The sequence below is a fragment of the Kribbella sp. NPDC104218 genome, assembly GCF_055584105.1.
Genome location: NZ_JBVJMQ010000001.1, coordinates 1,832,428 through 1,855,365, shown reverse-complemented (window position 1 = coordinate 1,855,365; position 22,938 = coordinate 1,832,428). Strand labels below are relative to the sequence as shown.

At 68.7% G+C, this 22,938-nt stretch carries 20 protein-coding genes and 1 tRNA gene; 10 read left to right on the top strand and 11 right to left on the bottom strand.

Features of this window, described 5'->3' with window-relative positions; all coding sequences use genetic code 11:
• Nucleotides 1-9 precede the first annotated feature (9 nt).
• The 4 genes from ACZ6ZD_RS08890 to ACZ6ZD_RS08875 form a co-directional block, all read right to left on the bottom strand.
• A complete protein-coding gene (locus ACZ6ZD_RS08890; protein ID WP_465669892.1) occupies nucleotides 10-1,128 on the bottom strand; it encodes an endonuclease in 1,119 nt (372 codons plus the stop codon).
• Nucleotides 1,129-1,195: 67 nt separating this feature from the next.
• Nucleotides 1,196-1,867, bottom strand: coding sequence for a hypothetical protein (locus ACZ6ZD_RS08885; RefSeq protein ID WP_465669890.1), 672 nt, complete (start codon nucleotides 1,865-1,867; stop codon nucleotides 1,196-1,198).
• Nucleotides 1,864-2,361 carry an RNA polymerase sigma factor gene (locus ACZ6ZD_RS08880; protein ID WP_465669888.1) on the bottom strand — a complete coding sequence of 166 codons (498 nt, stop codon included), beginning with the start codon at nucleotides 2,359-2,361 and terminating at the stop codon, nucleotides 1,864-1,866. The genes ACZ6ZD_RS08885 and ACZ6ZD_RS08880 overlap by 4 nt, the downstream gene beginning before the upstream one ends.
• 340 nt (nucleotides 2,362-2,701) lie before the next feature.
• Nucleotides 2,702-3,622: a glycoside hydrolase family 16 protein gene (locus tag ACZ6ZD_RS08875; RefSeq protein ID WP_465669886.1), complete on the bottom strand. Its 921-nt coding sequence runs from the start codon at nucleotides 3,620-3,622 to the stop codon at nucleotides 2,702-2,704.
• Nucleotides 3,623-3,754: 132 nt separating this feature from the next.
• Here ACZ6ZD_RS08875 and ACZ6ZD_RS08870 point away from each other — a divergent pair, with 132 nt between their 5' ends.
• A complete protein-coding gene (locus tag ACZ6ZD_RS08870) occupies nucleotides 3,755-4,450 on the top strand; it encodes a GntR family transcriptional regulator (RefSeq protein WP_465669884.1) in 696 nt (231 codons plus the stop codon).
• Here the strand turns inward: ACZ6ZD_RS08870 and ACZ6ZD_RS08865 are convergent, their stop codons facing one another.
• The 4 genes from ACZ6ZD_RS08865 to ACZ6ZD_RS08850 form a co-directional block, all read right to left on the bottom strand.
• Complete coding sequence (locus ACZ6ZD_RS08865) at nucleotides 4,451-5,275, bottom strand: carbohydrate ABC transporter permease (RefSeq protein ID WP_465669882.1); 825 nt, start codon at nucleotides 5,273-5,275, stop codon at nucleotides 4,451-4,453.
• Nucleotides 5,272-6,228: a carbohydrate ABC transporter permease gene (locus ACZ6ZD_RS08860; protein WP_465669880.1), complete on the bottom strand. Its 957-nt coding sequence runs from the start codon at nucleotides 6,226-6,228 to the stop codon at nucleotides 5,272-5,274. Before ACZ6ZD_RS08860 ends, ACZ6ZD_RS08865 begins: the two co-directional genes overlap by 4 nt.
• Nucleotides 6,229-6,230: 2 nt before the next feature.
• A complete protein-coding gene (locus ACZ6ZD_RS08855) occupies nucleotides 6,231-7,496 on the bottom strand; it encodes an extracellular solute-binding protein (RefSeq protein WP_465669878.1) in 1,266 nt (421 codons plus the stop codon).
• Between the two features lie 210 nt (nucleotides 7,497-7,706).
• Nucleotides 7,707-8,507: a PrsW family intramembrane metalloprotease gene (locus ACZ6ZD_RS08850; RefSeq protein ID WP_465669876.1), complete on the bottom strand. Its 801-nt coding sequence runs from the start codon at nucleotides 8,505-8,507 to the stop codon at nucleotides 7,707-7,709.
• A gap of 141 nt (nucleotides 8,508-8,648) precedes the next feature.
• Here ACZ6ZD_RS08850 and ACZ6ZD_RS08845 point away from each other — a divergent pair, with 141 nt between their 5' ends.
• On the top strand, nucleotides 8,649-12,257 hold the full coding sequence (locus ACZ6ZD_RS08845) for a S8 family serine peptidase (protein ID WP_465669874.1): 3,609 nt from the start codon (nucleotides 8,649-8,651) through the stop codon (nucleotides 12,255-12,257).
• A 19-nt stretch (nucleotides 12,258-12,276) separates the two neighbouring features.
• Here the strand turns inward: ACZ6ZD_RS08845 and ACZ6ZD_RS08840 are convergent, their stop codons facing one another.
• A complete protein-coding gene (locus ACZ6ZD_RS08840; protein WP_465669872.1) occupies nucleotides 12,277-13,254 on the bottom strand; it encodes a helix-turn-helix domain-containing protein in 978 nt (325 codons plus the stop codon).
• A 184-nt stretch (nucleotides 13,255-13,438) separates the two neighbouring features.
• On the opposite strand from ACZ6ZD_RS08840, the gene ACZ6ZD_RS08835 reads away from it, so the two are divergent.
• Together ACZ6ZD_RS08835 and ACZ6ZD_RS08830 are read left to right on the top strand one after the other, a co-directional pair.
• Nucleotides 13,439-13,567 carry a hypothetical protein gene (locus ACZ6ZD_RS08835; RefSeq protein WP_465669870.1) on the top strand — a complete coding sequence of 43 codons (129 nt, stop codon included), beginning with the start codon at nucleotides 13,439-13,441 and terminating at the stop codon, nucleotides 13,565-13,567.
• A gap of 75 nt (nucleotides 13,568-13,642) precedes the next feature.
• The gene (locus tag ACZ6ZD_RS08830; protein ID WP_465669868.1) at nucleotides 13,643-14,473 is read left to right on the top strand and encodes a carbon-nitrogen hydrolase family protein; all 831 of its coding nucleotides are present in this window, start codon (nucleotides 13,643-13,645) and stop codon (nucleotides 14,471-14,473) included.
• A 56-nt stretch (nucleotides 14,474-14,529) separates the two neighbouring features.
• Here ACZ6ZD_RS08830 and ACZ6ZD_RS08825 read toward each other — a convergent pair.
• A tRNA-Leu gene (locus ACZ6ZD_RS08825) sits at nucleotides 14,530-14,613 on the bottom strand.
• A gap of 169 nt (nucleotides 14,614-14,782) precedes the next feature.
• On the opposite strand from ACZ6ZD_RS08825, the gene ACZ6ZD_RS08820 reads away from it, so the two are divergent.
• The 6 genes from ACZ6ZD_RS08820 (at nucleotide 14,783) to pknB (ending at nucleotide 22,261) form a co-directional block, all read left to right on the top strand.
• Nucleotides 14,783-15,616 (top strand): FhaA domain-containing protein, encoded by an 834-nt coding sequence (locus ACZ6ZD_RS08820; RefSeq protein ID WP_465669866.1) that lies wholly within the window; start codon nucleotides 14,783-14,785, stop codon nucleotides 15,614-15,616.
• A gap of 10 nt (nucleotides 15,617-15,626) precedes the next feature.
• Complete coding sequence (locus ACZ6ZD_RS08815) at nucleotides 15,627-16,109, top strand: FHA domain-containing protein FhaB/FipA (protein ID WP_465669864.1); 483 nt, start codon at nucleotides 15,627-15,629, stop codon at nucleotides 16,107-16,109.
• Between the two features lie 10 nt (nucleotides 16,110-16,119).
• Entirely contained in the window at nucleotides 16,120-17,487 is a 1,368-nt protein-coding gene (locus tag ACZ6ZD_RS08810; RefSeq protein WP_465669862.1) for a PP2C family protein-serine/threonine phosphatase, read from the top strand.
• On the top strand, nucleotides 17,484-18,869 hold the full coding sequence (locus ACZ6ZD_RS08805; protein WP_465669860.1) for an FtsW/RodA/SpoVE family cell cycle protein: 1,386 nt from the start codon (nucleotides 17,484-17,486) through the stop codon (nucleotides 18,867-18,869). Before ACZ6ZD_RS08810 ends, ACZ6ZD_RS08805 begins: the two co-directional genes overlap by 4 nt.
• Nucleotides 18,866-20,317 carry a peptidoglycan D,D-transpeptidase FtsI family protein gene (locus ACZ6ZD_RS08800; protein WP_465669858.1) on the top strand — a complete coding sequence of 484 codons (1,452 nt, stop codon included), beginning with the start codon at nucleotides 18,866-18,868 and terminating at the stop codon, nucleotides 20,315-20,317. The genes ACZ6ZD_RS08805 and ACZ6ZD_RS08800 overlap by 4 nt, the downstream gene beginning before the upstream one ends.
• Nucleotides 20,318-20,431: 114 nt before the next feature.
• On the top strand, nucleotides 20,432-22,261 hold the full coding sequence (gene pknB, locus ACZ6ZD_RS08795) for a Stk1 family PASTA domain-containing Ser/Thr kinase (RefSeq protein ID WP_465669856.1): 1,830 nt from the start codon (nucleotides 20,432-20,434) through the stop codon (nucleotides 22,259-22,261).
• Between the two features lie 55 nt (nucleotides 22,262-22,316).
• On the opposite strand, the gene ACZ6ZD_RS08790 is transcribed toward pknB, so the two are convergent.
• A complete protein-coding gene (locus tag ACZ6ZD_RS08790) occupies nucleotides 22,317-22,934 on the bottom strand; it encodes an aminodeoxychorismate/anthranilate synthase component II (RefSeq protein ID WP_465669854.1) in 618 nt (205 codons plus the stop codon).
• Nucleotides 22,935-22,938: the final 4 nt, after the last annotated feature.

The window sequence follows — 22,938 nt, the reverse complement described above, 5'->3', positions numbered from 1 at the left end:
GGCAGATCGTCAGGGCCAGATGGATTGGATCCATTCGGGGTGGTCGATGAAGGGGTTTCGGTTGTGTTGGTAGGTGGTGTGGATGCGGTCGTTGCGGCGCTTCTCGAAGGTGTCGGGCGGGTCGGCGGCGGCCCAGGCCTTGAGGACGGAGAGTTTGCCGATGGCGGGGGCGCTGCCGTTGTTGACGGAGTTGTTGGGCTCCAGGTCGGCGAAGCCGTCGCCGCCGTCGTAGCGGACGGCCATGTAGAGGATCATCCGGGCGACGTCGCCGCGGACGGCGGCGCGGGGGGCGAAGGAGTCGGCGTCCGCGGTGCAGCCGGTGCACTCGGCGACGGCGCTGCCGCCGTTGTCGAAGTCCAGGTTGCCGCGGGCGGAGTTGACCGAGACGTCCTCGGGGCGGAGGTGGTGAATGTCGGTGCCCGGGCCGGTCGCGGTACCGAAGTCGCCGTGGGACTTGGCCCAGACGTGTTCGCGGTTCCAGTCGTTGACGCCGCCGCCGTTGGTGGTCTTGCTCTGGGAGCGGCCGGAGTAGAGCAGGATGACGTTGCTCGGGTTCGCCGGGTCCTGGTCGGTGTCCTTGAGCGCATTCCAGACCTGGTCGTAGCTGAGCTTGGTCTGGTTGCTGATGATCGTGTGCAGCGCCGCCTTCAGCGCCGGGCCGGTCTTGCCGGCGGCAGCCGCGTAGTAGTCGCCGGGATCACCCGGGTCGCCTGGGTCCGACCCGCCGCCACCGGTGAAGGCGGTGGCGTTCTTCAGGCCCGGATGGGAGAAGTACGCCGCCAGCGTCCCGGTGACGGTGATCTGCTTCCCCAGCTGACCCGGGTTGCTCTTCAACCCGTACGACGCCCGGAACGCGGCCGGGATCTGCACGTACAGCATCGCCGAGGTGCTCGTCTGACTCGCGGAGTCCGCGAGCGCGAGCGCATAGTCGTCGGGGAAGTTGCTGCGGACGACGGTGCTGGTCCCGGTCGGCTGACCGACGACGTACCCGGTGACGGACGCGGTGGAGTTGTCCTGCCGGCCGATCGCCGTACTGACGGTGATCGGCGTCGCTGCGGTCGACGGCGTGATGCCGAAGCCGAGCAGGGCGAGTACTGCGGTGAAGATCAGCAGCGGGCGGCGGGCCACAGCGACTCCCAGGGCGGTTGGGATAGGTCGCTGTCAGTCTGCCCATGCGTTCAGTGCACCGAAACCCTCACTCCAGGTACAGGCGGCCAACTGCGAGTTTCTGGTCCTTGCCCGGCAGGTAAAGCTGGTACCAGCCGCTGGGCATCCGCTGGCCGTCGCAGCTGGTAACGGCGAACGGCACGTCGCGCAGCCACTTCGACTCACCGGGTTTCAGCACGTTGTTGTGCCGGGCCGGCGTCGCCTTGCCGCGGCCGATCACTGTGTTGCGCGCTCCGGTCTCCCTGACGACCAGATAGTCGGCAGGCGGATTGCCGCCGTACAGCTTCACGTCCGATCGGTTGGTGACGCGGGCGACGAACGTTCCGCTGTAGCCGTTTCCGTCGCGCTGCATCCCCAGCTTGATCATGTCCTGGGTGATGAGCAGCTCCTTGGAGCCGGTGTGGACGGTGGCGGGGACCGTGCTGCCGCAGGTCAGCCCGTCTGCCGTCGCCATCGTCCCCGGGGACGTTGTCGGGTTGCTGCTGGCAACCGGCGGCTGCTCGACGGCTGCGGGCGCGCCGGGGAGTACGGCGTACGCACCGATCGCGAGCGCAGTCACCACACCGACTCCGCCGATTCCGGCGGCCGCGGCGCGGACGCGGCGACGGCGGCGGATGCGGGGGAGCAGTCCGGTCTGGTCGACGTGCACTCCGTCGCCTTGGTCGGCGACTGTCTGGAGCAGTTCCTTCAGGTCGGTCATGTCATCGTCTCCTCGGGTACGGCGAGCTGGGTGGCGAGCTTCACGCGGGCATCGGACAAATAGCGTTTGACCGTGCCTTGCGCGCAGCCCAGCTGATCCGCGATCTCGGGGACGGTGAGGTCCTCGTAGTAGCGGAGGACCACACACGCACGCTGCTTGGGCGAGAGCGTGCCAAGCGCCCGGCGGACGTCGTCCGCGAGCAGATGGTCGTTGTCGTGGTGTGCGACCGGGTGGACCAGTAGGTGCCGTTTGGCACGCCACAGCCCCGCGCGGCGCCGTCCGTCGACGAACTGGTTCAGCATCGCGCGCCGTACGTAGCCCTCGAGCTGGGCGACGTCCCCGCCGACCCGCAGCCGGCTGAAGACCCGCAGCAACGCCTCCTGCACCAGATCCGCCGCCGCGGCCGCATCACCCGTCAGCAACATCCCGTACGACCGCAGCGCACCGCCTCGCCCCGCCAGCAACTCCTCGAAGGCCCGCTCCCACTCAGCCATTCGCACCCGTTCTTCCGGTTCAGCTATCACCCCTACAGACGACGGAGCAACAGGAACCGTTGGGGGCCTGGGTGGTTGAGTCGGTGGGGCGGGGAACGAGTGAGTGTCGTTCGCCGCCCCACCTAGGTGGGTGGGCCCCCATCAGGCCGCGGCTGTTGTCGCGGGCTGCTTGCCCAACCACCAGTGAGGCGCCACTGGCGGGCGGTACCTCACCGTTTCTGAGTACGGAGGCGTCCTCCGTGCGTGGCGTGGTGCGGACGCCGTTTACGGACCGTACTCAGAACGGCACTGGTTGTCCATGGGCCAGAGGGTCATCTCACACTGCGACCCGGTAGCTGACTCAGCAGCTGATGGTGTCCTGGTGCGTGGTGCCGCCGGAGCGGAAGTTGTTCACGCGGGAGGTGATCTGGGCGGGGGTCAGGGTCTCGTTCTTGGCGTAGTAGACCCAGTCGGCCGACTGGACGTAGGAGCTGGTGCCGCCGGTGTGCCCCTCCAGGTCGATGAACCACTGGTTGTAGTTGAGCGTCATCGGACGCCGCGGGTAGACGTTGCGCCCGGCGTCGTCGGTGGTGTGGTCAGCGGCCAGCGCTCCGTCGATGTAGTACCGGACGTGGCCGCCGGCGACGACCGCGACCAGCGTGTGCCAGCCGGCGTGGCTGTAGGGCCGCACGGTCGTCTTGCGCCAGCCGTCGAACGGGTTCGCCTGGTAGGTGTTCCAGCTGGTGATGAAGTTGACCGGTCCGGTCTCACCCCAGCCGCCGTTCGGCAGGTACTCGGAGATGTCCAGCTCGGAGTACGTCGGCTCCCAGTCGTAGTCCAGCGGCGAGATCGTGTAGAAGGTCTGGTTGACGCGGTCGCCGTCGTTCCCGCTGACCGGGGTGTCGCTGAACTTGAACCGGGTCGCGTAGGTGCCTTCGAAGAACCGCAGCGTGTTCTGCTGGACCTGCGCCTGCGTGGTACCAGCGGGCGTGCCGTCGGTACTCGCCCGCAGCTGCAGCGACTTCTGCCCGTCAACCGTGGGGAACGTGACGTTCGCGGCGGACCACGTGTTCGGAATGCCGGGACCACCGGCCCCGGTCCGGACGCTCCAGTCGTGCCCGGTGAAGTTCGGGTCGGTGCGCGAGCTGTAGTTGAAGTCATCGAAGAACGCACCGCAGGCGGACGGCTTGGCGGCGGCCGTCGTGGCGACGGTACTGCCGGCCGCGAGGGCGGCCAGTACGACGGCGGCGGCAGTCAACCGCGTTCGGCGGGATCGAATCATCGGGAATCACAACCTTCGAGGTCCGGGGCGGATAATCTCCCGATCGAGAGTGGTCTATCCAATTGGTAAAGTCAATGCGTAAGGCACGCTCGTAAATGCCCGCCGAGGGTTTACCACTGGTAAGCTGCGGTGATGCGAAGGACCGAGGCTCGCGATCAGCTGCTGCGGCTGATCGAGGCGCGCAACCCAGGGGAGCCGCTCCCGTCCGAGCGGTCGCTGAGCGAGGAGCTCGGCGTCTCCCGGCCGACCTTGCGGGCCGCGCTGGACGATCTCGCCCGCGACGGACTGGTCAGCCGCGAGCACGGCCGGGGGACCTTCACCCGGCGGGTGCACCAGATACTGGAGCCGACCGCGAGCGGCGACTTCCAGGCGCCGTTGCCGGAGGGCTCGCCCTGGCCGAGTCAGTTGATCGACTTCGAGGTCGGCCCGGCCGGAGCCCGGCTCGGTCAGCGAATGGAGATGTCACCCGGCGACGAGCTGGTGACCGCGCTCCGGCTGCGCCTGGTGGACGGCGCGCCGATGTGTATCGAGAAGATCCGCATCCCGGGGCGGTTCGTCCCCGGCATCACCGGCCGCGACTTCGAGCTCGGCTCGCTGTACGGCCTGCTCCGCAGCCGCTACCAGGTCGCCCCGAAGGACGCCGTCCAGACGGCCGAGCCGACGGTCACCGACGCGCAGGAGGCGGAGCTGCTCGGCGTCCCGCTGCACTCGCCCGCGCTGCTCTTCGAGCGGACGACGCGGAACGCCGACCACGCCGTGATCGAGTACACGCGCTCCATCTATCGCGGAGACCGGTACCGGATCACGACGCGGCTGACGTTCGACTGACTAGCCCTTCACGGCCCCGGCGGCGACACCCGAGGTGACGCGGCCCTGGAGGACCAGGAAGATCAGCAGGACCGGGAGCATGAACAGCGTGGCCGCGGCCATCGTCGCGCCCCAGTCGGTGCCGAAGGTGTTGCTGAACGACGAGAGCCAGACCGGCAGCGTGCGCTGGTCCTGCTCCTTGATGATCAACAGGTTCGCGAACGCGAACTCGTTCCACGCGGTGATGAACCCGAACAGGGACGTCGACAGCAGGCCGGGCGCGAGCAGCGGGAAGACGATCCGCCGGAACGCCTGGAACTGGTTGCAGCCGTCGACCTGGGCCGCCTCCTCGAGGTCGGCCGGGATCGCGTTCAGGAACCCGCGCAGCGTCACGATCGTGAACGGCAGCGTCATCATGAAGTAGATCAGCGTCAGCATCGGCAGCTTGTCGAGCATGTCGGTGTCGCGCGCGATCACGTACATCGGGATCAGCAACGCCTCCCACGGCGTCATCTGCGCGACGAACACCATCACGATGAACCCCTGCCGGCCCTTCCATTTCAGCCGCGCGACCGAGTACGCCGCCAGGCACGCGACGATCAGGGCGAGCAGGACGCCGGAGATCGCGACCAGCGCCGAGTTCCGCCAGAACAGCCAGAAGCCGTCCGCGTTCACCGCCGTACTGAAATGCGTGAAGGTGATGTGCGTCGGGAGGAAGGACGGCGTCTCGGCCTGGATCTCCTTGGTCGGCTTGAAGGCCGTCAGGACCATCCAGTAGACCGGGAAGACCGCGAACGCGAAGACGCCCAGCGCGATCACGTTGAGGACCAACCGCTTCGGCTTCACAGCTCTCCCTCTTCCTTGAACAGCTGCCGGAAGTAGGCGAGCAGCACGACGGTCAGCAGCAGCACCGTGACCATCGAGATCGCGGCGCCGAGGTCGTAGCGGTTCAGCGACTGCGCGATCTGGTAGGCGTAGACCGGCAGCGTCAGCGTCGCGTCACCCGGACCGCCCTGGCTGATCACCCAGATCTGCACGAAACTCTTGAAGACCCAGATCACCTCCAGGCAGAGGATCAGCCCGAACATCGGCCGCAGGATCGGGAACGTGATCAGCCCGAACATCCGGACCGGTCCGGCGCCGTCGATCGCGGCCGACTCGTAGATCTCCTTCGGCACCGTGGTGATCGCGGCGTACAGCGTCAGCGCCGCGAACGGCACCGACTGCCAGACGATCATGATCACGATGATCGCGAACGTCGACGTCCCGTCGGCGAACCAGGCGTACCCGTCGTACTGCTCGAACCCGAGCGTGACGAGCACCCAGTTCACCACTCCGAGCTGGGACTGGAACAACCACTGGAAGACCGTGGTCGCGGCCAGCACCGGGATCGCCCAGGCCAGCACCAGGCCGCCCATCAGGGTCAGCCGCATCCACTTGCCCAAGGCATCGATCAGCAGGGCGACCAAGGTGGACAGCACCATGATCAGGACGACGTTGATCGCGGTGAACGCGAACGTCCGCGCGACCACCGACCAGAACTTGTCGTCGGTGAAGATCGCCCGGTAGTTGTCCAGCCCGACGAAGTCGGCGCCGCCGCGGATCAGCTGCGCGACCCCGAACTTCTGGAACGAGATGACCAGGTTGCGGATCAGCGGGTAGATCAGCAGGTACGCCATCCCGAGCACGGTCGGCGCGATCAGCAGATAGGGCAGGAAACGCGGGCGCCCCCGCCGGGCCCGAGCCGGGGGTTCCGGCTCGGGGGCGGGGGCGGTCCGCTCGAGTTGAGCGACAGCCACGACTACTTACCGCTGTTCAGGGCCTCGGTGATGATCGCGTCGGCCGCCTGGGCCGCCGCGGCCGGGTCACCGCCGGTGAGCACCTTGGTCTGGAACTCCTTGATCGGGTTCTTCGCCTCGACCGCGGCCCAGTTCGGCGAGTTCGGCGTCGCCTTGCCGTTGGCGGCGCCGGCCGCCATCGCGGTCGTGCCCTCGTCACCGGTCACCTGGGCGGCCAGCGCCTTGCGGTTCGGCACGTACTTCATCGACTTGGCCAGGTCGACCTGCCACTTCTCGCCGGCCAGTTCCTTGATGAAGGTGTACGCCGCGTCCGGGGCGTCCGAGGCCTCCGGCACGATCAGGTCCGAGCCGCCGGTGAACACCGCGCCCGGCTTGTCGGCGGTCTTGCCCGGGATCGGGAAGAAGCCCAGCTTGTCCTTGAGCGCGGGGTTGGCCTGGACGATCAGCTCGGCGGCGCCCGGGACGGCGATCATCTGCGCGACCTTGCCCTGGGCGAACACGTCGGTCTGGGTCGGCTTCGCCTCGTCGGAGTCCTTCGGGCCCTTACCGAGCGCCTGGATCTGCTTGTAGAACTCCATCCCCTTGAGCGCCTCGGGGCTGCCCAGCGCGCCCTTCCACTGGTCGCCCTCCTGGACTGCCAGGTCGCCGCCCTCGTCCCAGATGAAACCGGACAGCACGTAGAAGTTCTGGCCGGGCAGGTAGATGCCCTGGTTGCCGCCGGTGTTCACCTTGGCGGTCGCGGCCAGCCACTCCTCGCGCGTCTTCGGCGGGGTGGTGATCCCGGCCGCCGCGAACAGGTCCTTGCGGTAGACCACGACCCGGTTCGCCGCGTAGTACGGGATGCCGTACTGCTTACCCTCGTAGTTGCCCGGGCCGGCCAGCCCCTCGATCCAGTCGTCGCCCTGCAGGTCGGCCTTCTTGTCGGACAGGTCCCGGACGCCGCCGGACGCCGAGTACTGCGCGACCTGGGTGTTGCCGACCTCGATCACGTCGGGCGCGTCCTTGCTGGCCAGCGCGCCGATGATCTTGGCGCCGATCCCGTTCCACTCCTGGATCTGGACGTTGAGTTTGACGTCGGTGTGCTTGGCGGCGAAGTCGTCGGTGAACCGCTTGAGGAAGTCGTCCGAGACGCTCCCCTTCATCAGCCACACGTCGATCGTCTTCGGCCCGGAACTCGCGTCGTCCTGGCCACCGGAGCCGCCGCACGCCGCGAGGGCGGTGAGGGACAGCGCCGCGACCGCGGCCGTGGCAAGCGAACGGAACTTCATGGATCACCCCTGGTATGAACCTGTTCCTGCAGAGGCCCCGAGAATTCCTCAGGCATGACTGACCGGTCAATAGTTCAGAAGTGTCCGTTACTATTCTGTGAGAGCGTGTTCGCGCTGGATCCTGCGTGCTCGACGGGCTAAACCGGTCAAGCCACGCAGTCACCGTTGCAGATCACGCAACCACACCACTTACGCACCTGGTAACACCAATTAACGAACCAGTTGCCCACCGGCGAGCTCGTTGTCGACCGCAGCGGCGCGTTTGAGGCCGACCAGCAGGAGGCCGATCGAGATCGCGCCGACGACGGCGTACGTGACTTTGCCGCCGATGCCGTCCCAGGCGGTGTGCAGGGCGACCGCGAGCGCGTACATCCCGGCGAAGCCGGCCAGGTGCTTGCCGCTGGGCGCGCTGACGAACCGCCACAGGCCCCAGCAGGTCAGCCCGGTCCAGGCGGCGTGGCCGGCCGGGGAGAGCAGGCCGCGGATGAACAGCGTCTGCTCGGCCGCGCCGACGTTCCCGCCGGACTGCAGTAGCGCGACGAACGCGTAGCCCATCGTCTCCAGGACGGCGAACCCGGTTCCGACCGCGACGCCGATGACGATGCCGCGACCGACCGACGTCCGGTACCGGCGTCCGAAGAACACCACCAGGATCGCCGGAACGACCAGCTTGGCCGCCTCCTCGATCAGACCGACGCCGAGCATCGGCAGCGTGCCCAGCCGCCGCATGGCGTCGTACTCGAGCAGCCCGGCCACCACGACGCCCACGACCCCGCCGAACAGCAGGCAGCCGCCCAGTGTCGGACCGTCGATCAGCCAGCGTCCGGAGCGGCCGGCCGCGAATGTGACGAAAGTGAGGGGTACGACGAGCGCTCCGAGCAGGATCATCGTCGGGAAGAGATTGGGGTTGTTCGTGTCGGTGAGCACCGCGAGGACGGCGAGGTACAGCGCCCCGCCGATCAGTAGCGTCGCCAGCCAGGCCCACTTGCGGACCACCTGTTGTGCACTCATGAGCTGATGGTGACGGGTCGTGGCGCGCTTGCGCCATGTCGCAGGGACGGCAGTGATGGACAGGGCGGAGGTCCGTAACGGGATTGCAAACTCGGTCGGAAGAGGTGCATGCCCCCTGCCTCTGGAAGAGGAGACCTGTCCATGCCTTCCACCCGGACCACCGCCGCCACCCTTGCGGCGGTACTGACGCTGGGCGCAGTCACGGCCACCCCCGCGACCGCAGCGCCACCGCCACGCCCAGCTGTCACCCCCAGCACCACCTCAGTCACCCTCATCACCGGTGACGTCGTATCGGTCACCGATGCCGGCAACGGCCGGAAGGCCGCGACTGTCCAGCCCGCACCAGGACGTGAGCGCGTCGCGTTCCACACCGTGGAGGCGGACGGCGGACTGCGCGTCCTGCCCAGTGACGCCGTCCAGTACATCGCCTCCGGTGTGATCGACGCCGACCTGTTCGACGTGGACGAGTTGATTGCCGACGGCTACGGCGATTCCGCCGTCCAGCAGCTCCCACTGATCGTGAAGTACGCGGACGGCGCGCGGAGCGCCACGACGCTCACCGGTACGACGACCACCCGTCAGCTGCCGTCGATCGACGCAGCCGCCGTTTCGGCGTCCAAGGACCAGCTGTCCGCGCTGTGGCAGTCGCTGCGGCCCGCTACGGGCGCCCACGCGCTGAACAGCGGCGTCACCAAGGTCTGGCTGGACGGCAAGGTCCGTCCGGTGCTGGACAAGAGCGTCCCGCAGATCGGTGCTCCGGATGCGTGGAAGGCCGGCTACCAGGGTTCCGGCGTCCAGGTCGCCGTACTGGACACCGGTGTGGACGCGCAGCACCCGGATCTGGTCGGCAGGGTCAAGGAGAGCCAGGACTTCTCCGCGAGCGCGACCGGCCCGGCTGACCACTTCGGGCACGGCACCCACGTCGCAGCGACCATCGCCGGGACCGGCGCCGGCGCAGGCGGCACCCGGAAGGGCGTCGCACCGCAGGCGGACCTGCTGATCGGCAAGGTGCTGAGCGACGACGGCATCGGCTACGAGTCGTGGATCATCGGCGGGATGGAGTGGGCAACCGACAAGGGCGCCAAGGTCGTCAACATGAGCCTCGGCGGCGGCCCCACCGACGGGACCGATCCGATGAGCCAGGCCATCAACGACCTCACCGCTCGCACCGGCACGCTCTTCGTCGTGGCCGCGGGCAACGAAGGCCAGGACGAGACAGTCGGTACGCCGGGCGCCGCAGCCGCAGCTCTGACCGTGGGCGCGGTCGACCGGGCCGACAAGCTCGCTGACTTCTCCAGCCGCGGTCCGCGCGTCGGCGACGGCGGACTGAAGCCGGAGATCACCGCACCGGGTGTGGACATCGTCGCTGCCCGCGCTGCGGGTACGGACATGGGCAGCCCGATCGACAACCACTACACCGCAGCTTCTGGTACGTCGATGGCGACGCCGCACGTGGCCGGCGCCGCAGCGCTGCTGGCACAGCAGCACCCGGACTGGAAGGCGGACCGGCTGAAGGACTCACTGACCAGCACGGCGAAGACCCAGCCGGGCCAGTCCGTCTACGCCCAGGGCGCCGGCCGTGTCGACCTGACCCGAGCGGTCGCGCAGCAGGTGACTGCCAGCGGTGTGGCCGACTTCGCCGGCAGTCCGGCCAGCCGGACCATCACCTACCGCAACGACGGTTCCACCCCGATCACGCTGACGCTGTCCATTGCCGTCACCAACCTGGACACCAACAAGCCGGAGACAGATGCGTTCGGTCTGCCTGCCACTGTGACCGTTCCGGCAGGCGGAAGCACCGACGTCCCGGTGACGCTGGCGGACGCGAAGCTCGAGCGTGGTGTGCACAGCGGCTGGGTCATTGCGACCGGTCCGGGCGGCGTCGTCACCCACACCGCGGTCGGCACCTTCAAGCAGGGTCCGAAGCACACGGTGAAGCTGCGAGCGATCGACCGCGACGGCAAGCCGACCGGCGTTCCGGTCGTCACGCTGTTCGGCTCCAACCCGCGGTCCGACACGCTGGCCTGGATCGGCGACGGGGAAACCCTCGAGGCCGAGGTGGAGGAGGGCACCTACTTCATGCACTCGCTGGTCGACCAGAACGACCCGCAGAACGAGCAGTACAGCCTCATCACCGACCCGAACATCGTGGTGACCAAGGACCTGGAGTACGTGATCGACGCGCGGAAGGCCGTGCCGATCACGATCGAGACGCCGAAACCCGCGGAACAGCAGGCGATCCTGAGCTACTACGTCCACCGCAAGTTCGGCAGCGGCCGCGCGATCAGTCACGGCGTGATGCACTTCAGCTCGGTCAAGCAGATCAACGTGACGCCGACCAAGCCGGTCAAGGACGGCACGTTCGAGTTCGCGTCCCGCTGGCAGTTGGTCGCACCGATGGTCCAGGCCGCGGTTCCCGGCGTCAGCGGCCCACTGGACATCAATCTGCTGCACCAGTCGCCGTCGTACGCCGGTAAGCGGCGCTTCCCCCTCGTGTACGCCGATGCGGATCTCAAGCGGGTCAAGGGCGCGCTGGTCGTCCAGCACACAAGTGACGTGCTGAACGACCAGGAGCAGATCGCAGCGGCTGCCAAGGCGGGTGCGGCGGCGATCATCCTGGTCCGTCCGGCGGACTCGAGCGCCTGGACGGTCTGGCGCCCCAATGGGGATCGGGAGCCGATCCCGGCCATGGTGACGACCGCGAAGGACGGCCAGCGGCTGATCGACCGCGCCCGCCGCGCGCAGGCGACGATCGAGCTGACGCTGACGACGTCCAGCCCGTACCTGTACGACGTCCAGCAGGTGTCGAGCGGCTCGATCCCGGCCCGCGTCGTACACAAGGTGACTGCGGCGAACAGCGCGCGGATCACCGCGCAGTACAACGACAACGGCGGATTCAACTGGGCCAAGGAGCAGCGGTTCGGCTGGCGTCCCTGGCAGGAATACGCCTGGAACGACAAGCAGCGGTTCGTCGAGACGCCGAAGACTCGTGAGGAGTGGGTCAGCGCCGGCGACTCGCTCTGGCAGCAGCGGGTGCATCACCTCTACACCTGGGACACCATGGGCCCGCTGCGGTCCGGTCTGACCGCACCGCCGCGCAGCTACCGTGCCGGGACGTCGAAGGAGACGTGGTTCGGCCCGGTCGTCCGGCCGGCCGTCGTCCCCAGTGAGGTGTCCACTCGGACCGGTGACCGGTTGTCGTTCCGCATCCCGTCGTTCGTGGATGCGGCCGGCCACTACACGAACGGCGAGGCCACGTCGTCGTCCGCCACCCTGTCTCGGAACGGACAGCCGATCGCGGACCTGGCCGACGCCTGGGACGACGTCATCACCACCAGTGCGGACGCGGCGTACCGCTTGGAGCTCAACACGGCCCGCGATGACGCGGAGTGGCTCTGGGGAACGCGCACCCAGACCGCCTGGGAGTTCCGCTCCGCCAAGACCGCTGAAGACAAGGGGACGCCGTTGTCGCTGCTGCAGGTCGGCTACCAAGTGCCGACCGATGCGAACGGACGTACGCCGCGCACGCACCTGCTCGGATTCGAGGCGCCACGGGCGCACACCTTGCAGGCATGGGCCTCGTTCGACGAAGGCGCTAGCTGGCGCAAGCTCCCTGTGGTTGGGGCGCTCGGTCACTACGGCGCACTGGTCGGCAACGCTCGCGGCACGGTGTCGTTGAAGGTCCAGGCCACTGGTCCGAACGGAACGAAGTTCACGCAGACCGTCATTCGGGCGTACGGCGTGAAGTAGTCGACGGAACCCGCACCGGTCAGAGCCAGTCGCGTTTCGCGGCTTGGTAGGCCAGACCGGTGCGGGTGTCGACGCCGGCCAGTGTCATCAGCCGGTCGAGCCGGCGCTGCACAGTACGCCGGCTGATCCCGAGCTGCGACGCAATCGACTTGTCCGGCACCCCTGCGACCAGCAGCGAGAGCAGGAAGCGTTCGTGCTCATCGAGAGCGCCCGGGTCGGACTGGTCGCCGGACTGCAGCGCCACCGGCGTCGCCTGCTCCCAGTGACTCTCGAACAGTGCCAGCAGCGCATCGAGCAGCTGACCGCGGCTGATCACCGCAGCGGTCGGCTCACCGATCCCCACCTCGTCGTCCCGGACCAGCGGGCAGACAGCCGTCGCCCGGTCCACAATCGCGAGCCGGACGGGCAGTGTGGGCAGCGTGCGGGCTTCTTCACCCCAGCTGACGCCTTCGGCGATGCTGTCCAGCTCACCGGGGGTGGCGAGCAGAGCCCGCTCATAGATCGCCCGATAGCGGACGCCGCGTGACAGAGCGCCGTACTCCTCGGTGTTGTCCGCCCCCTGCATCGCCAGCGGGTTCGCCCGGCAGAACCAGAGGATTTCCTGCCGAGCTGACTCCTGCAGGTCGCGCAGCCGCTCCCGCAGCGCGGTAGCGCCGACAATCACCTCAACCAGGTGATGCGCGTCCCGCCGGCTCGCACTGGCCCGGAACTCCTCACTGAGCGCCGCCACCGTCTTCCGGGCCGCCTCGAGCGACTCCTGGCGACGCAGCAACGTCGTCCCGAGTGCGACGTCCGGCGGCAGCGGACGGAACACCGGGTCTTCAGCGGTCGTCACCGCGACCAGACCCTTCGCCTGCAACCGCTGCAGAACCTCAGCAGCCTCCGGCGCCGGCAGCTCGGCCACCTCGGCCAGGTCCATCGCTCGCGCGGCCGACAACCCGACGAGCAGCCGGTACGCGCGCTCCTCCCGGGCGTCGAGCAACACACCTTCCTGCATCGTCAGCCACCTCCGGAGACCACCTAAGCAAACGATTCCCCAGCAGCGCGACGGTTTTCCTATTGGCACCAATCGGACATGGCACCTATTTGCCATCACACCCTCGACACCCCCGCGTCCCTTGACGTCAGTTGTTCGCGGACCTCGCCGCCGCCGAGCGTCCCGCCTCGAAGAGAGAAGCACCATGAGCCTCACCGACTACGCCGGCCTCGCCGGCCTCCTCACCGCGGCCGCCCTCGCCCTCTGGATGCTCCTGGGCGCCCCCGACCTCCCCCACCACCCCACCCCCCGCCACCGCCGAACCCGCGCCTGACCCAACTTCCGTTGTCCTGGACAACTTTCCGCGCGGGTGCGGGAATCTGTCGGCGTGGGCTGAGACGGTAGGGCGATGACGGGGATCCGAACGGCTATTGCTCGACCGACCATCAGTGCTGATCCGGCGGTGAACGGGAAGAAGGTCCGGTCGCTGATGCGGAAGGCGGCGGCTGGGCGGGCTCGGCTCGTGCAGTTTCCCGAGGGGATGTTGAGTGGTTACGCGAAGGCCCAGATCGCGGACTGGGCCGAGGTGGACTGGCGGTTGGTGCGGGCCGAGCTCGAGGAGATCATGGCGCTGGCCGGTGAGCTCGGGGTGTGGGTGGTGCTCGGGTCGGCGCATCCGCTGACCGCGCCGCACCGGCCGCACAACAGCCTCTACGTGATCTCGGACAGCGGCGCGCTGGTCGACCGCTACGACAAGCGGTACTGCTCGCACACCGAGATCACGCATTTCTACAGCCCTGGCTTCGAGCCGGTCGTCTTCGACGTCGACGGTTACCGGTTCGGCACGCTGATCTGTGTCGAGGTCAACTTCCCGCAGCTGTTCGCGCAGTACGAGCGGCTCGGCGTCGAGTGCCTGCTGTTGTCGACGTACGGCGCCGACGATTCTTTCGAGACCAAGGCCGCCGCGCATGCCGCGATCAACTGCTACTGGGTCGCCGTCTCTGTCCCGGCGCTGCCCGACGAGCCGACGCCGGCCGGCCTGATCACCCCGGCGGGTATCTACACCACCCAGGCCGCCGGCCCTGCCGAGCTCACCTTCGCCACGATCGACCGCGAAGACCCGGCCCTCGCCGTCGCCCTCCGCCAGGCCCGCCCGTGGCGCGCGACCGCCGCCAAAGGCGACATCTACCGCGCCCGCGCCGTCGCCGACCCGCGCTCGTCCAACCGGACGGCCCTGTGACCGGGCGCACCCCCGGAAAAGCAAAAATCCCGGTCTCTCGACCGGGACCTGCTGCGTGCGCGAGGGGGGAGTTGAACCCCCACGCCCTTTCGGGCACACGGACCTGAACCGTGCGCGTCTGCCTATTCCGCCACCCGCGCGCTGTCGTCTGAACTGTGTCCTGGCGACGAGAAGGAACATTAGCACGGGAATGTCCGGTGCTTCACATTGCGGGTTCGGTCGAACCTCCCGATACGATCGATCGTCGTACCCGGTGTGTCCGCCACGACCGGTGGATACGGACCGTGGACCGACCGTGGAGGAGGAGGCGTGCGACCGCTGCAGCGCTTCGAGCGACGTCTGGAGGGCATCGTGAGTGGTGTCTTCGCGCGTGCGTTCAAGGGCGACGTCGAGCCGATCGAGCTGGCGGCGGCGCTCAAGCGTGAGATCGACAACACCGCGCGGATCCTGTCCAGGGACCGCCGGCTGGTGCCGAATCACTTCACCATCGAGCTGGGTCCGGGCGATTTCGAGCGCCTGAACGCCTACGGGCGGACCCTCAACCACGAGCTGGCCAACGAGCTGCGCGACCACGCCGACATCCAGCGCTACACCTTCTCCGGCCCGATCGAGATCGAGCTGAGTCAGCAGGACGACCTCCCGACCGGTAAGTTCCGGGTGGTCAGTGCGACCGTCGGGACGCCGCAACGGCGTACTCCGTCCTACGAGCAGCCCTACCAGCAGGAGCCCTACGTGCCGCCGAACGACGGCCAGACGGTGCTGCAGAGCGCCCCGGTCACCCCACCGCCCGCACCGCAGCAGCCGCGCCGCGGCCACCCGCAGGTGCTGCTCGAGGTCAACGGACGCCGCCGTCCGGTGAATCCGCCCGGCGTCGTGCTCGGCCGCGGCACCGACGCGGACATCCAGATCAACGACCCCGGCGCCTCCCGGCGGCATGCCGAGATCCGCCTGATGCCCGAGGGCAACGGCGCGATCCGGGTGGTGCTGGTCGACCTCGGTTCGACCAACGGCACGCTGGTGAACGGCCGCCGGGCCGCCGAGGTCGAGCTGGTCGACGGCTCGACCGTGCGGATCGGCAACACGACCATGACGCTGCGGCTGGCGGACGAGCCGATGGCCCAGCCGCCGAGCAGCGGGTGGTGACCGGCCGCTCATGTCGGAACTGACCCTGACCCTGATCAAACTGGGGTTCCTGGCCCTGTTGTGGATGTTCGTCCTCGCGGTGCTGTCCGTGATCAGGTCCGACCTGTTCGGCGCCAAGGTGGACAGCCGGGCGGCGGCCCCGGCCGTCGCGGCCGCCACCCGGACGCCGAAGGCCCCGAAACCGGTCAAGAAGCGGAAGGGCCTGCCGGGCTCGCTGACGATCTCCGACGGCCCGCAGGCCGGGGTCGGCGCGACCCTGGTCGAGGAGCCGATCGTGATCGGCCGCGGCTCGGACTGCCAGATCCGGCTCGACGACGACTACTCCTCCACCCGGCACTCGCGGCTGTTCCTGTCCGAGGGTCAGTGGTGGGTCGAGGACCTCGGCTCCACGAACGGCACGTACCTTGACGGCCAACGGGTGACCCGCCCGGTCCCGGCCGAGATCGGCGGCTCGATCCGGATCGGCCGCACGACGCTGAACATCGCGAAGTAGGCCTGCCTCGATGACCCTGTCGCTCGACTACGCCGCACTGTCCGATGTCGGACGAGTGCGCCGCAACAACGAGGATTCGGCGTACGCCGGTCCGCACCTGCTGCTGCTCGCCGACGGAATGGGCGGCGCGGCGGCCGGTGAGGTGGCCAGCTCGGCGGCGGTCCAGGTGATCCGGCGGCTGGACACCGCCCAGATCTCCGGCGACGACATGATCGAGGCGCTGGCCGGCGCCGTCCACCGGGCCAACGAGCGGCTGTCCGAGCTCGTCGAGGAGGACCCGGAGCGCGAAGGGATGGGTTCGACCGTCACCGCGCTGATGTTCGACGGGCAGCGGCTCGGCCTGGCCCACCTCGGCGACTCCCGCGCGTACCGGATGCGCGAGGGCGTGCTCTACCAGCTCAGCCACGACCACACCTTCGTGCAGTCGCTGGTCGACGAGGGCCGGATCTCCCAGGAGGAGGCCTTCACCCACCCGCACCGGAACCTGATCCTCCGGGTGCTGGACGGCCGCCCGGACTCCGATCCCGATCTGCAGATCCTCGACGTCCAGGCCGGCGACCGGCTGATGCTGTGCAGTGACGGCCTGCCGGACTACGTCGCCGACGAGGTGATCGCCGCGTCGATGGCCGCCGGTACGCCGGACTCCGTCGTCGTCGAGCTGATCACGCATGCCCTCGAGGCCGGTTCCAACGACAACGTGACCTGCGTCGTGGCCGACGTGGTCGAGACCGCGCCCGCGAGCGGCAGCACGCCGCAGCTGGTCGGCGCCGCGGCCGAGCTCGCCCAGGGCAGCACCGGGCCCGGCGTCGCCTCGGCGGCCGCCGGCGGCAGCGGGCACGGCGGCGGTGGCCGCCACGCCACTGTCGATCCCGAAGAGCTGCGCTACGCGCCCCGGCCGCCGCGCCGGTTCCTCTGGCCGCGCCGGATCGCCGTCGTGATCGTCGTCCTGGCGCTGCTCGGCGGGGTCGGCTGGTTCGGCTACCGCTGGACCCAGGACCAGTACTACGTCGGCACCGACGGCGACTTCGTGGCGATCTTCCAGGGCGTGGACGCCGATATCCCGGGTCTGACGCTGACCAAGGTCTTCGAGCTGCAGCCGCAGTTGCAGGTCGACAAGCTGCCGGCGTACAACCGGCAGCAGGTGGAGGGCAACATCCAGGCCGACGACCTGGACGGCGCCCGCGCGATCGTCAGCGAGTTGCAGCGCACCGCGGACGAGTGCGCGAAGAAGGCGAACCCGCCGGTGAAGTCGACCCCGCCGCCGACGTCGACCCCGGTCTCGAAGCCGCCGGTCTCGAAACCGCCCGTGACGCCGCCGCCGTCCAGTCCGACGCCGGGCGGCCAGGCCGACCCCGACGACTGCGACGGCGTCCGATGAGTATCGCCTCGACCTCCGTCATCCAGATCATCCCGCGCACCCGGCGCGGGGTTGAGCTGTTCCTGCTGCTGATCGCGATCGGCGTCTCGGTCGGCGCCTACGTCAACATCGGCATCACCGCCCAGGGCAAGGTCCCGGCCAGCACCGGGCTCTACGCGGCCGGGATCGGTCTGCTGGCGCTGATCGCGCATCTCGCGCTGCGCTTCCGGGCGCCGTACGCCGATCCCGTGATCCTGCCCTGCGCCGTCCTGCTGAACGGGCTCGGCGTCGCGATGATCCACCGCGTCGACCTCGGCCTGACCGCGATCGGCCGCGAGAAGGGCGTCCCGTTCGCACCACAGCAGATCACCTGGACGGCGGTCGGCGTCGTCCTGTTCCTCGCCGTCATCGTCGTGATCCGGGACCACCGCCGCCTGCAGGCGTTCACCTACACGCTCGGCCTGGTCGGTCTGGTGCTGCTGGTGCTGCCGCTGGTCCCCGGGCTCGGTATCAACGTGAACGGCGCCTCGATCTGGATCCGCGTCGCCGGTATGTCGTTCCAGCCGGGGGAGTTCGCGAAGGTCTGCCTGGTCATCTTCTTCGCCGGCTACCTGGTCCTGAAGCGCGATGTACTGACGCTGGCCGGCCGCCGGTTCCTCGGTCTCGATCTGCCGCGCGCCCGCGACCTCGGGCCGATCCTGGTCGCCTGGCTGGTCAGCTTGGGCGTCCTGGTCTTCGAGAGCGACCTCGGCTCCTCGCTGCTGTTCTTCGGGCTCTTCCTGTTCCTGCTGTACGTCGCCACCGAGCGGGCCGGCTGGCTGATCATCGGCGGGCTGCTGTTCGTCGGCGGCGCCTTCTTCGCGTACACGACGTTCGGCCACGTGCACCGCCGGATCACCGACTGGCTGGACCCGTTCTCGATCGACGGCGGCCAGATCGCCAACGGCCTGATGGGCCAGGCGTGGGGCGGCGTCCTCGGTCGCGGTCTCGGCCAGGGCCGGCCCGAGTTCACCCTGTACGCGAACAGCGACATGATCATCTCCTCGCTGGCCGAGGAGCTCGGGCTGACCGGCCTGATCGCGATCCTGCTCGTGTACACCCTCATCATCGAGCGCGGTCTGCGGACGGCGCTCGGCTGCCGGGACATCTTCGGCAAGCTGATCGCCACCGGTCTGGCGATGTCGTTCTCCCTGCAGGTGTTCGTGATCGTCGGCGGTGTCACCGGGCTGATCCCGCTGACCGGTCTGGCCACGCCGTTCATGGCGCTCGGCGGGACGTCGCTGGTCGCGAACTGGGCCATCATCGGATTGCTGCTCCGGATCAGCGACCAGGCCCGCCGCCCCCAGACTCCGGCCGCCCCAGTGTCCGACGAAACGATCGCGATGGCGGTGCAGAAGCAGTGAACTCGGCAATTCGACGACTGGCCGTGGCCGCGATCGTCCTGATGCTCGCCCTGATGGCGAACTCGACGTATCTGCAGGCCTTCCGTTCCAACGAGCTGAACGGGCGGAACGACAACCGTCGCGTCCGGGACTCGCAGTTCTCGGTCGACCGCGGCGCGATCCTGCTCAACAACACGCCGATCGCGGAGAGCAAGGAGTCCAACGACCGGTTCAAGTACCAGCGCACGTACGCCAACGGGCCGGTCTACGCGCCGGTCACCGGCTACTACTCCTACGTGTACGGCCGGTCCGGGATCGAGCTGAACATGAACTCCGAGCTGAACGGCTCGGACCCGTCACTTGCCTTCCGCCGGATCATCGACGTGATCAGCAACCGGCCGCAGCAGGGCGCCAGCGTCACGCTGACGCTGAACCCGAAGGCCCAGCAGGCGGCGTACAGCGGCCTCAAGGGCAAGATCGGCGCGGTGGTCGCGCTCGAGCCCAAGACCGGCAAGGTGCTGGCGCTGGCGACCCGCCCGTCGTACGACCCGAACGAGCTGGCCTCGCACGACCTGGGCAAGGTCCGCGACGCCTGGGACAAGCTGAACAAGGACGAGGACAAGCCGGCCACCAACCGGGCGGTCCGCGAGACCTACCCGCCCGGATCGACGTTCAAGCTGGTCACGTCAGCGGCCGCGCTCTCCAGCGGGAAGTACACGCCGGAGACCCCGGTGCACTCGCCAGCCCAGCTGCCGCTGCCGCAGACCACGACGCCGCTGGTGAACGAGAACGGCCGGAACTGCGGCGGCAGCGACAACGCGACGCTGACGGTCGCGCTGCGCGACTCGTGCAACACCGCCTTCGGCACCATCGGTCTGGATCTCGGCCCGGATGTGCTCCGCGACCAGGCCGCGAAGTTCGGGTTCGGCGAGCGCCACCTGCCGGAGCTGTCCGGCGTGGCCAGCCAGTTCCCCGGTGATCCGAACCAGCCGCAGACCGCGCAGTCCGCGATCGGCCAGTTCGACGTCCGCGCGACGCCGCTGCAGATGGCGATGGTGGCCGCCGGGATCGCGAACAAGGGCGAGGTGATGAAGCCCTACCTGGTCGAGAACGTGAAGGGCAGTGACCTCAAGACGGTCTCCGAGACCAAGCCCGAGTCGCTGCACCAGGCGATCACCCCCGAGGTCGCCCAGCAGCTGACCCAGATGATGGTCACCGTCGTGAACGACGGCACCGGCAAGCCGGGCCGGATCTCCGGCGTCCAGGTCGCGGGGAAGACCGGGACGGCGCAGACGTCGCCGGAGCGGCCGCCGTTCGCCTGGTTCACCGCGTTCGCTCCCGCCGACGACCCGAAGGTCGCGGTCGCGGTGATGATCGAGAAGGCCAATGTCGAACGGAACGACATCGCCGGCGGCAAGTTGGCGGCGCCGATCGCCAAGTCGGTGATGGAGGCGGTGCTCAGCCAGTGAGCACGATACGGAATGATGCGCTCACGGTGCGTCTTTCCAACGGGGATCCATGGGTGGCGGCAGCTACCGTGGGCAAATTGAGTGTTTTTCCGGACAGGTTGGAAGGCTGAAGTCATGACATCGCAGGCACGTCTCGTCGGCGGCCGGTACGAAGAGGGCGAACCGCTCGGCCGCGGCGGCATGGCCGAAGTGCGCAGGGGTATCGACAACCGGCTGGGCCGGGCGGTCGCGATCAAGCGGCTGCGCGTCGACCTGGCCAGCGACTCGACGTTCCAGGCCCGGTTCCGGCGGGAGGCCCAGTCGGCCGCCTCGCTGAACCACCCGACCATCGTGTCGGTCTACGACACCGGGGAGGAGCCGGATCCGAACGGCTCCGGCATCACGATCCCGTACATCGTGATGGAGCTCGTCACCGGTAAGACCCTGCGGGACCTGATCCGCGAGGGCCGCAAGATCATGCCCGAGCGCGCACTGGAGATCACCTCCGGCGTCCTCGAGGCGCTCGACTACAGCCACCGGGCCGGGATCGTCCACCGCGACATCAAGCCCGGGAACGTGATGCTGACCCCGCAGGGTCAGGTCAAGGTGATGGACTTCGGGATCGCGCGCGCGGTCGCCGACACCACCTCGGACATGACGCAGACCGCGGCCGTGATCGGCACCGCGCAGTACCTGTCCCCGGAGCAGGCACGCGGCGAGACCGTCGACGCCCGCTCCGACCTCTACTCCACCGGCTGTCTGCTCTACGAACTGCTCACCGGCCGCCCGCCGTTCGTCGGCGAGTCCCCGGTGTCGGTCGCCTACCAGCACGTCCGCGAGCAGCCGCTGCCGCCGTCCTCCTTCGATCCCGACATCCCGCCGGAGGTCGACGCCGTCGTCCTCAAGGCGCTGGTGAAGAACCGCGACGAGCGGTACCAGAGCGCGAACGAGATGCGTCAGGACCTGCATCGGGTGCTGGCCGGCCAGCAGGTGACCGCGCCAATGACCGCGTTCTCCGAGACCCGCGCGATGGCTCCGACCGCGGTGGCCCCGGCCGCCGCGACGCAGGCCTTCCGGCAGACCGGCGACGACCTGCTGCCGCCCGGGGACGACGACGAGCTGGACAGCCGGGCCCGCCGCAACCGCGGCCTGGCCTACTTCCTGCTCGGTCTGGCGATCGTGGCGGTGGCCATCGGCGCCTACGCGCTGATCAACAACCTGAACGGCGGCGGTAACAACAACGCCGGCGGCGGCCAGACCTCCACCCCGGTGGTGAACAAGGTCTCGGTCCCCGACGTCGCGAATATGACCACGTCCCAGGCCGAGGCGGCGCTGACCGCGGCGAAGCTGAAGTTCGCGCAGGGCGACTCGCAGCCGAGTGAGACGGTCGACCGCGGTAAGGCGATCTCGTCGACCCCGGCCGCCGGTACGGAGGCCGAGGAGAACTCGACCGTGACCGTGGTCTTCTCCACCGGTAAGCAGGCGTTCTCGGTACCGAACGTGCTCAACCTGCCCGAGGACCAGGCGCGGGAGAAGATCGAGAGCGCGCCGGGCGGTTTCAAGGTCGCCTCGAAGAACGTCGAGAAGGACTCCGAGAAGGAGGCCGGCACCGTCCTGGACGTCAGCCCGAACCCGGAGGCGAAACACGCTTCGGGCACGACGTTCACGCTCACCGTCTCGACCGGTCAGGTCAAGGTCGAGGTGCCGGACCTGGTCAACGTCTCGGCCGAGGAGGCGATGGCCAAGCTGAAGGAGCTCGGTTTCGTGGCCGGCCAGAAGTGGGGCGAGGACACGAACGCTCCGGAGGCGACCGTACTCGCGCAGAGCATCGAGCCCGGGACGAAGGCGCCGAAGGGCACCAAGATCACGCTGACCATCAACCGGCTGCCGGAGGACCCGCAGAGTCCGCCGCCGTCCAACACCCCGCCGCCGGAGTCGGAGACCCCGCCGATCATCGGCGGCTGACACCGACCATGACGAAGCCCCCGCTGGTACATACCGGCGGGGGCTTCGTCGCGTTCTAGCTGACCAGCGGGGCCATGCCGGCCGAGCGCTCGACGGCGCCGGCGTCCCCGCACATCTCCAGCCAGTTGGCGAGCATCCGGTGACCGCCCTCGGTGAGTACGGACTCCGGGTGGAACTGGACGCCCTCGACCGGCAGATCCCGGTGCCGAGCGGCCATGATCACGCCGGCCTCGGTCCGCGCGGTGACCTGCAGCTCGTCGGGGACGGAGTCCTGCGCGATGGCCAGCGAGTGGTACCGCGTCGCGGTGAACGGCGACGGCAGCCCGGCCAGGACGCCGGCGCCCTCGTGGAAGACCTGGCTGGTCTTGCCGTGCAGCAGCTCGTCGGCCCGGCCCACGACGCCGCCGTACGCGACGCCGATCGCCTGCAGGCCGAGGCAGACACCGAAGATCGGCACCTGGCCGCCGGCCTCCTTGACGATGTCCACACACGCGCCGGCTTCTTCGGGTGTCCCCGGACCAGGCGAGAGCAGGACGCCGTCGTACGCCGTGACCTGGTCAGGAGTGACCTCGTCGTTGCGCAGCACGATGGTCTCGGCCTGCAACTGCTGCAGGTACTGGACCAGGTTGTAGACGAACGAGTCGTAGTTGTCGACGACGAGGATCCGCGGCATGCGG

Coding starts and splice junctions, on each gene's coding strand:
- ACZ6ZD_RS08885 (WP_465669890.1), bottom strand. CDS start 1,867: ATGACCGACCTGAAGGAACTGCTCCAGACAGTCGCCGACCAAGGCGAC.
- ACZ6ZD_RS08880 (WP_465669888.1), bottom strand. CDS start 2,361: ATGGCTGAGTGGGAGCGGGCCTTCGAGGAGTTGCTGGCGGGGCGAGGC.
- ACZ6ZD_RS08875 (WP_465669886.1), bottom strand. CDS start 3,622: ATGATTCGATCCCGCCGAACGCGGTTGACTGCCGCCGCCGTCGTACTG.
- ACZ6ZD_RS08870 (WP_465669884.1), top strand. CDS start 3,755: ATGCGAAGGACCGAGGCTCGCGATCAGCTGCTGCGGCTGATCGAGGCG.
- ACZ6ZD_RS08855 (WP_465669878.1), bottom strand. CDS start 7,496: ATGAAGTTCCGTTCGCTTGCCACGGCCGCGGTCGCGGCGCTGTCCCTC.
- ACZ6ZD_RS08850 (WP_465669876.1), bottom strand. CDS start 8,507: ATGAGTGCACAACAGGTGGTCCGCAAGTGGGCCTGGCTGGCGACGCTA.
- ACZ6ZD_RS08845 (WP_465669874.1), top strand. CDS start 8,649: ATGCCTTCCACCCGGACCACCGCCGCCACCCTTGCGGCGGTACTGACG.
- ACZ6ZD_RS08840 (WP_465669872.1), bottom strand. CDS start 13,254: ATGCAGGAAGGTGTGTTGCTCGACGCCCGGGAGGAGCGCGCGTACCGG.
- ACZ6ZD_RS08835 (WP_465669870.1), top strand. CDS start 13,439: ATGAGCCTCACCGACTACGCCGGCCTCGCCGGCCTCCTCACCGCGGCC.
- ACZ6ZD_RS08830 (WP_465669868.1), top strand. CDS start 13,643: ATGACGGGGATCCGAACGGCTATTGCTCGACCGACCATCAGTGCTGAT.
- ACZ6ZD_RS08815 (WP_465669864.1), top strand. CDS start 15,627: ATGTCGGAACTGACCCTGACCCTGATCAAACTGGGGTTCCTGGCCCTG.
- ACZ6ZD_RS08810 (WP_465669862.1), top strand. CDS start 16,120: ATGACCCTGTCGCTCGACTACGCCGCACTGTCCGATGTCGGACGAGTG.
- ACZ6ZD_RS08805 (WP_465669860.1), top strand. CDS start 17,484: ATGAGTATCGCCTCGACCTCCGTCATCCAGATCATCCCGCGCACCCGG.
- pknB (WP_465669856.1), top strand. CDS start 20,432: ATGACATCGCAGGCACGTCTCGTCGGCGGCCGGTACGAAGAGGGCGAA.
- ACZ6ZD_RS08790 (WP_465669854.1), bottom strand. CDS start 22,934: ATGCCGCGGATCCTCGTCGTCGACAACTACGACTCGTTCGTCTACAAC.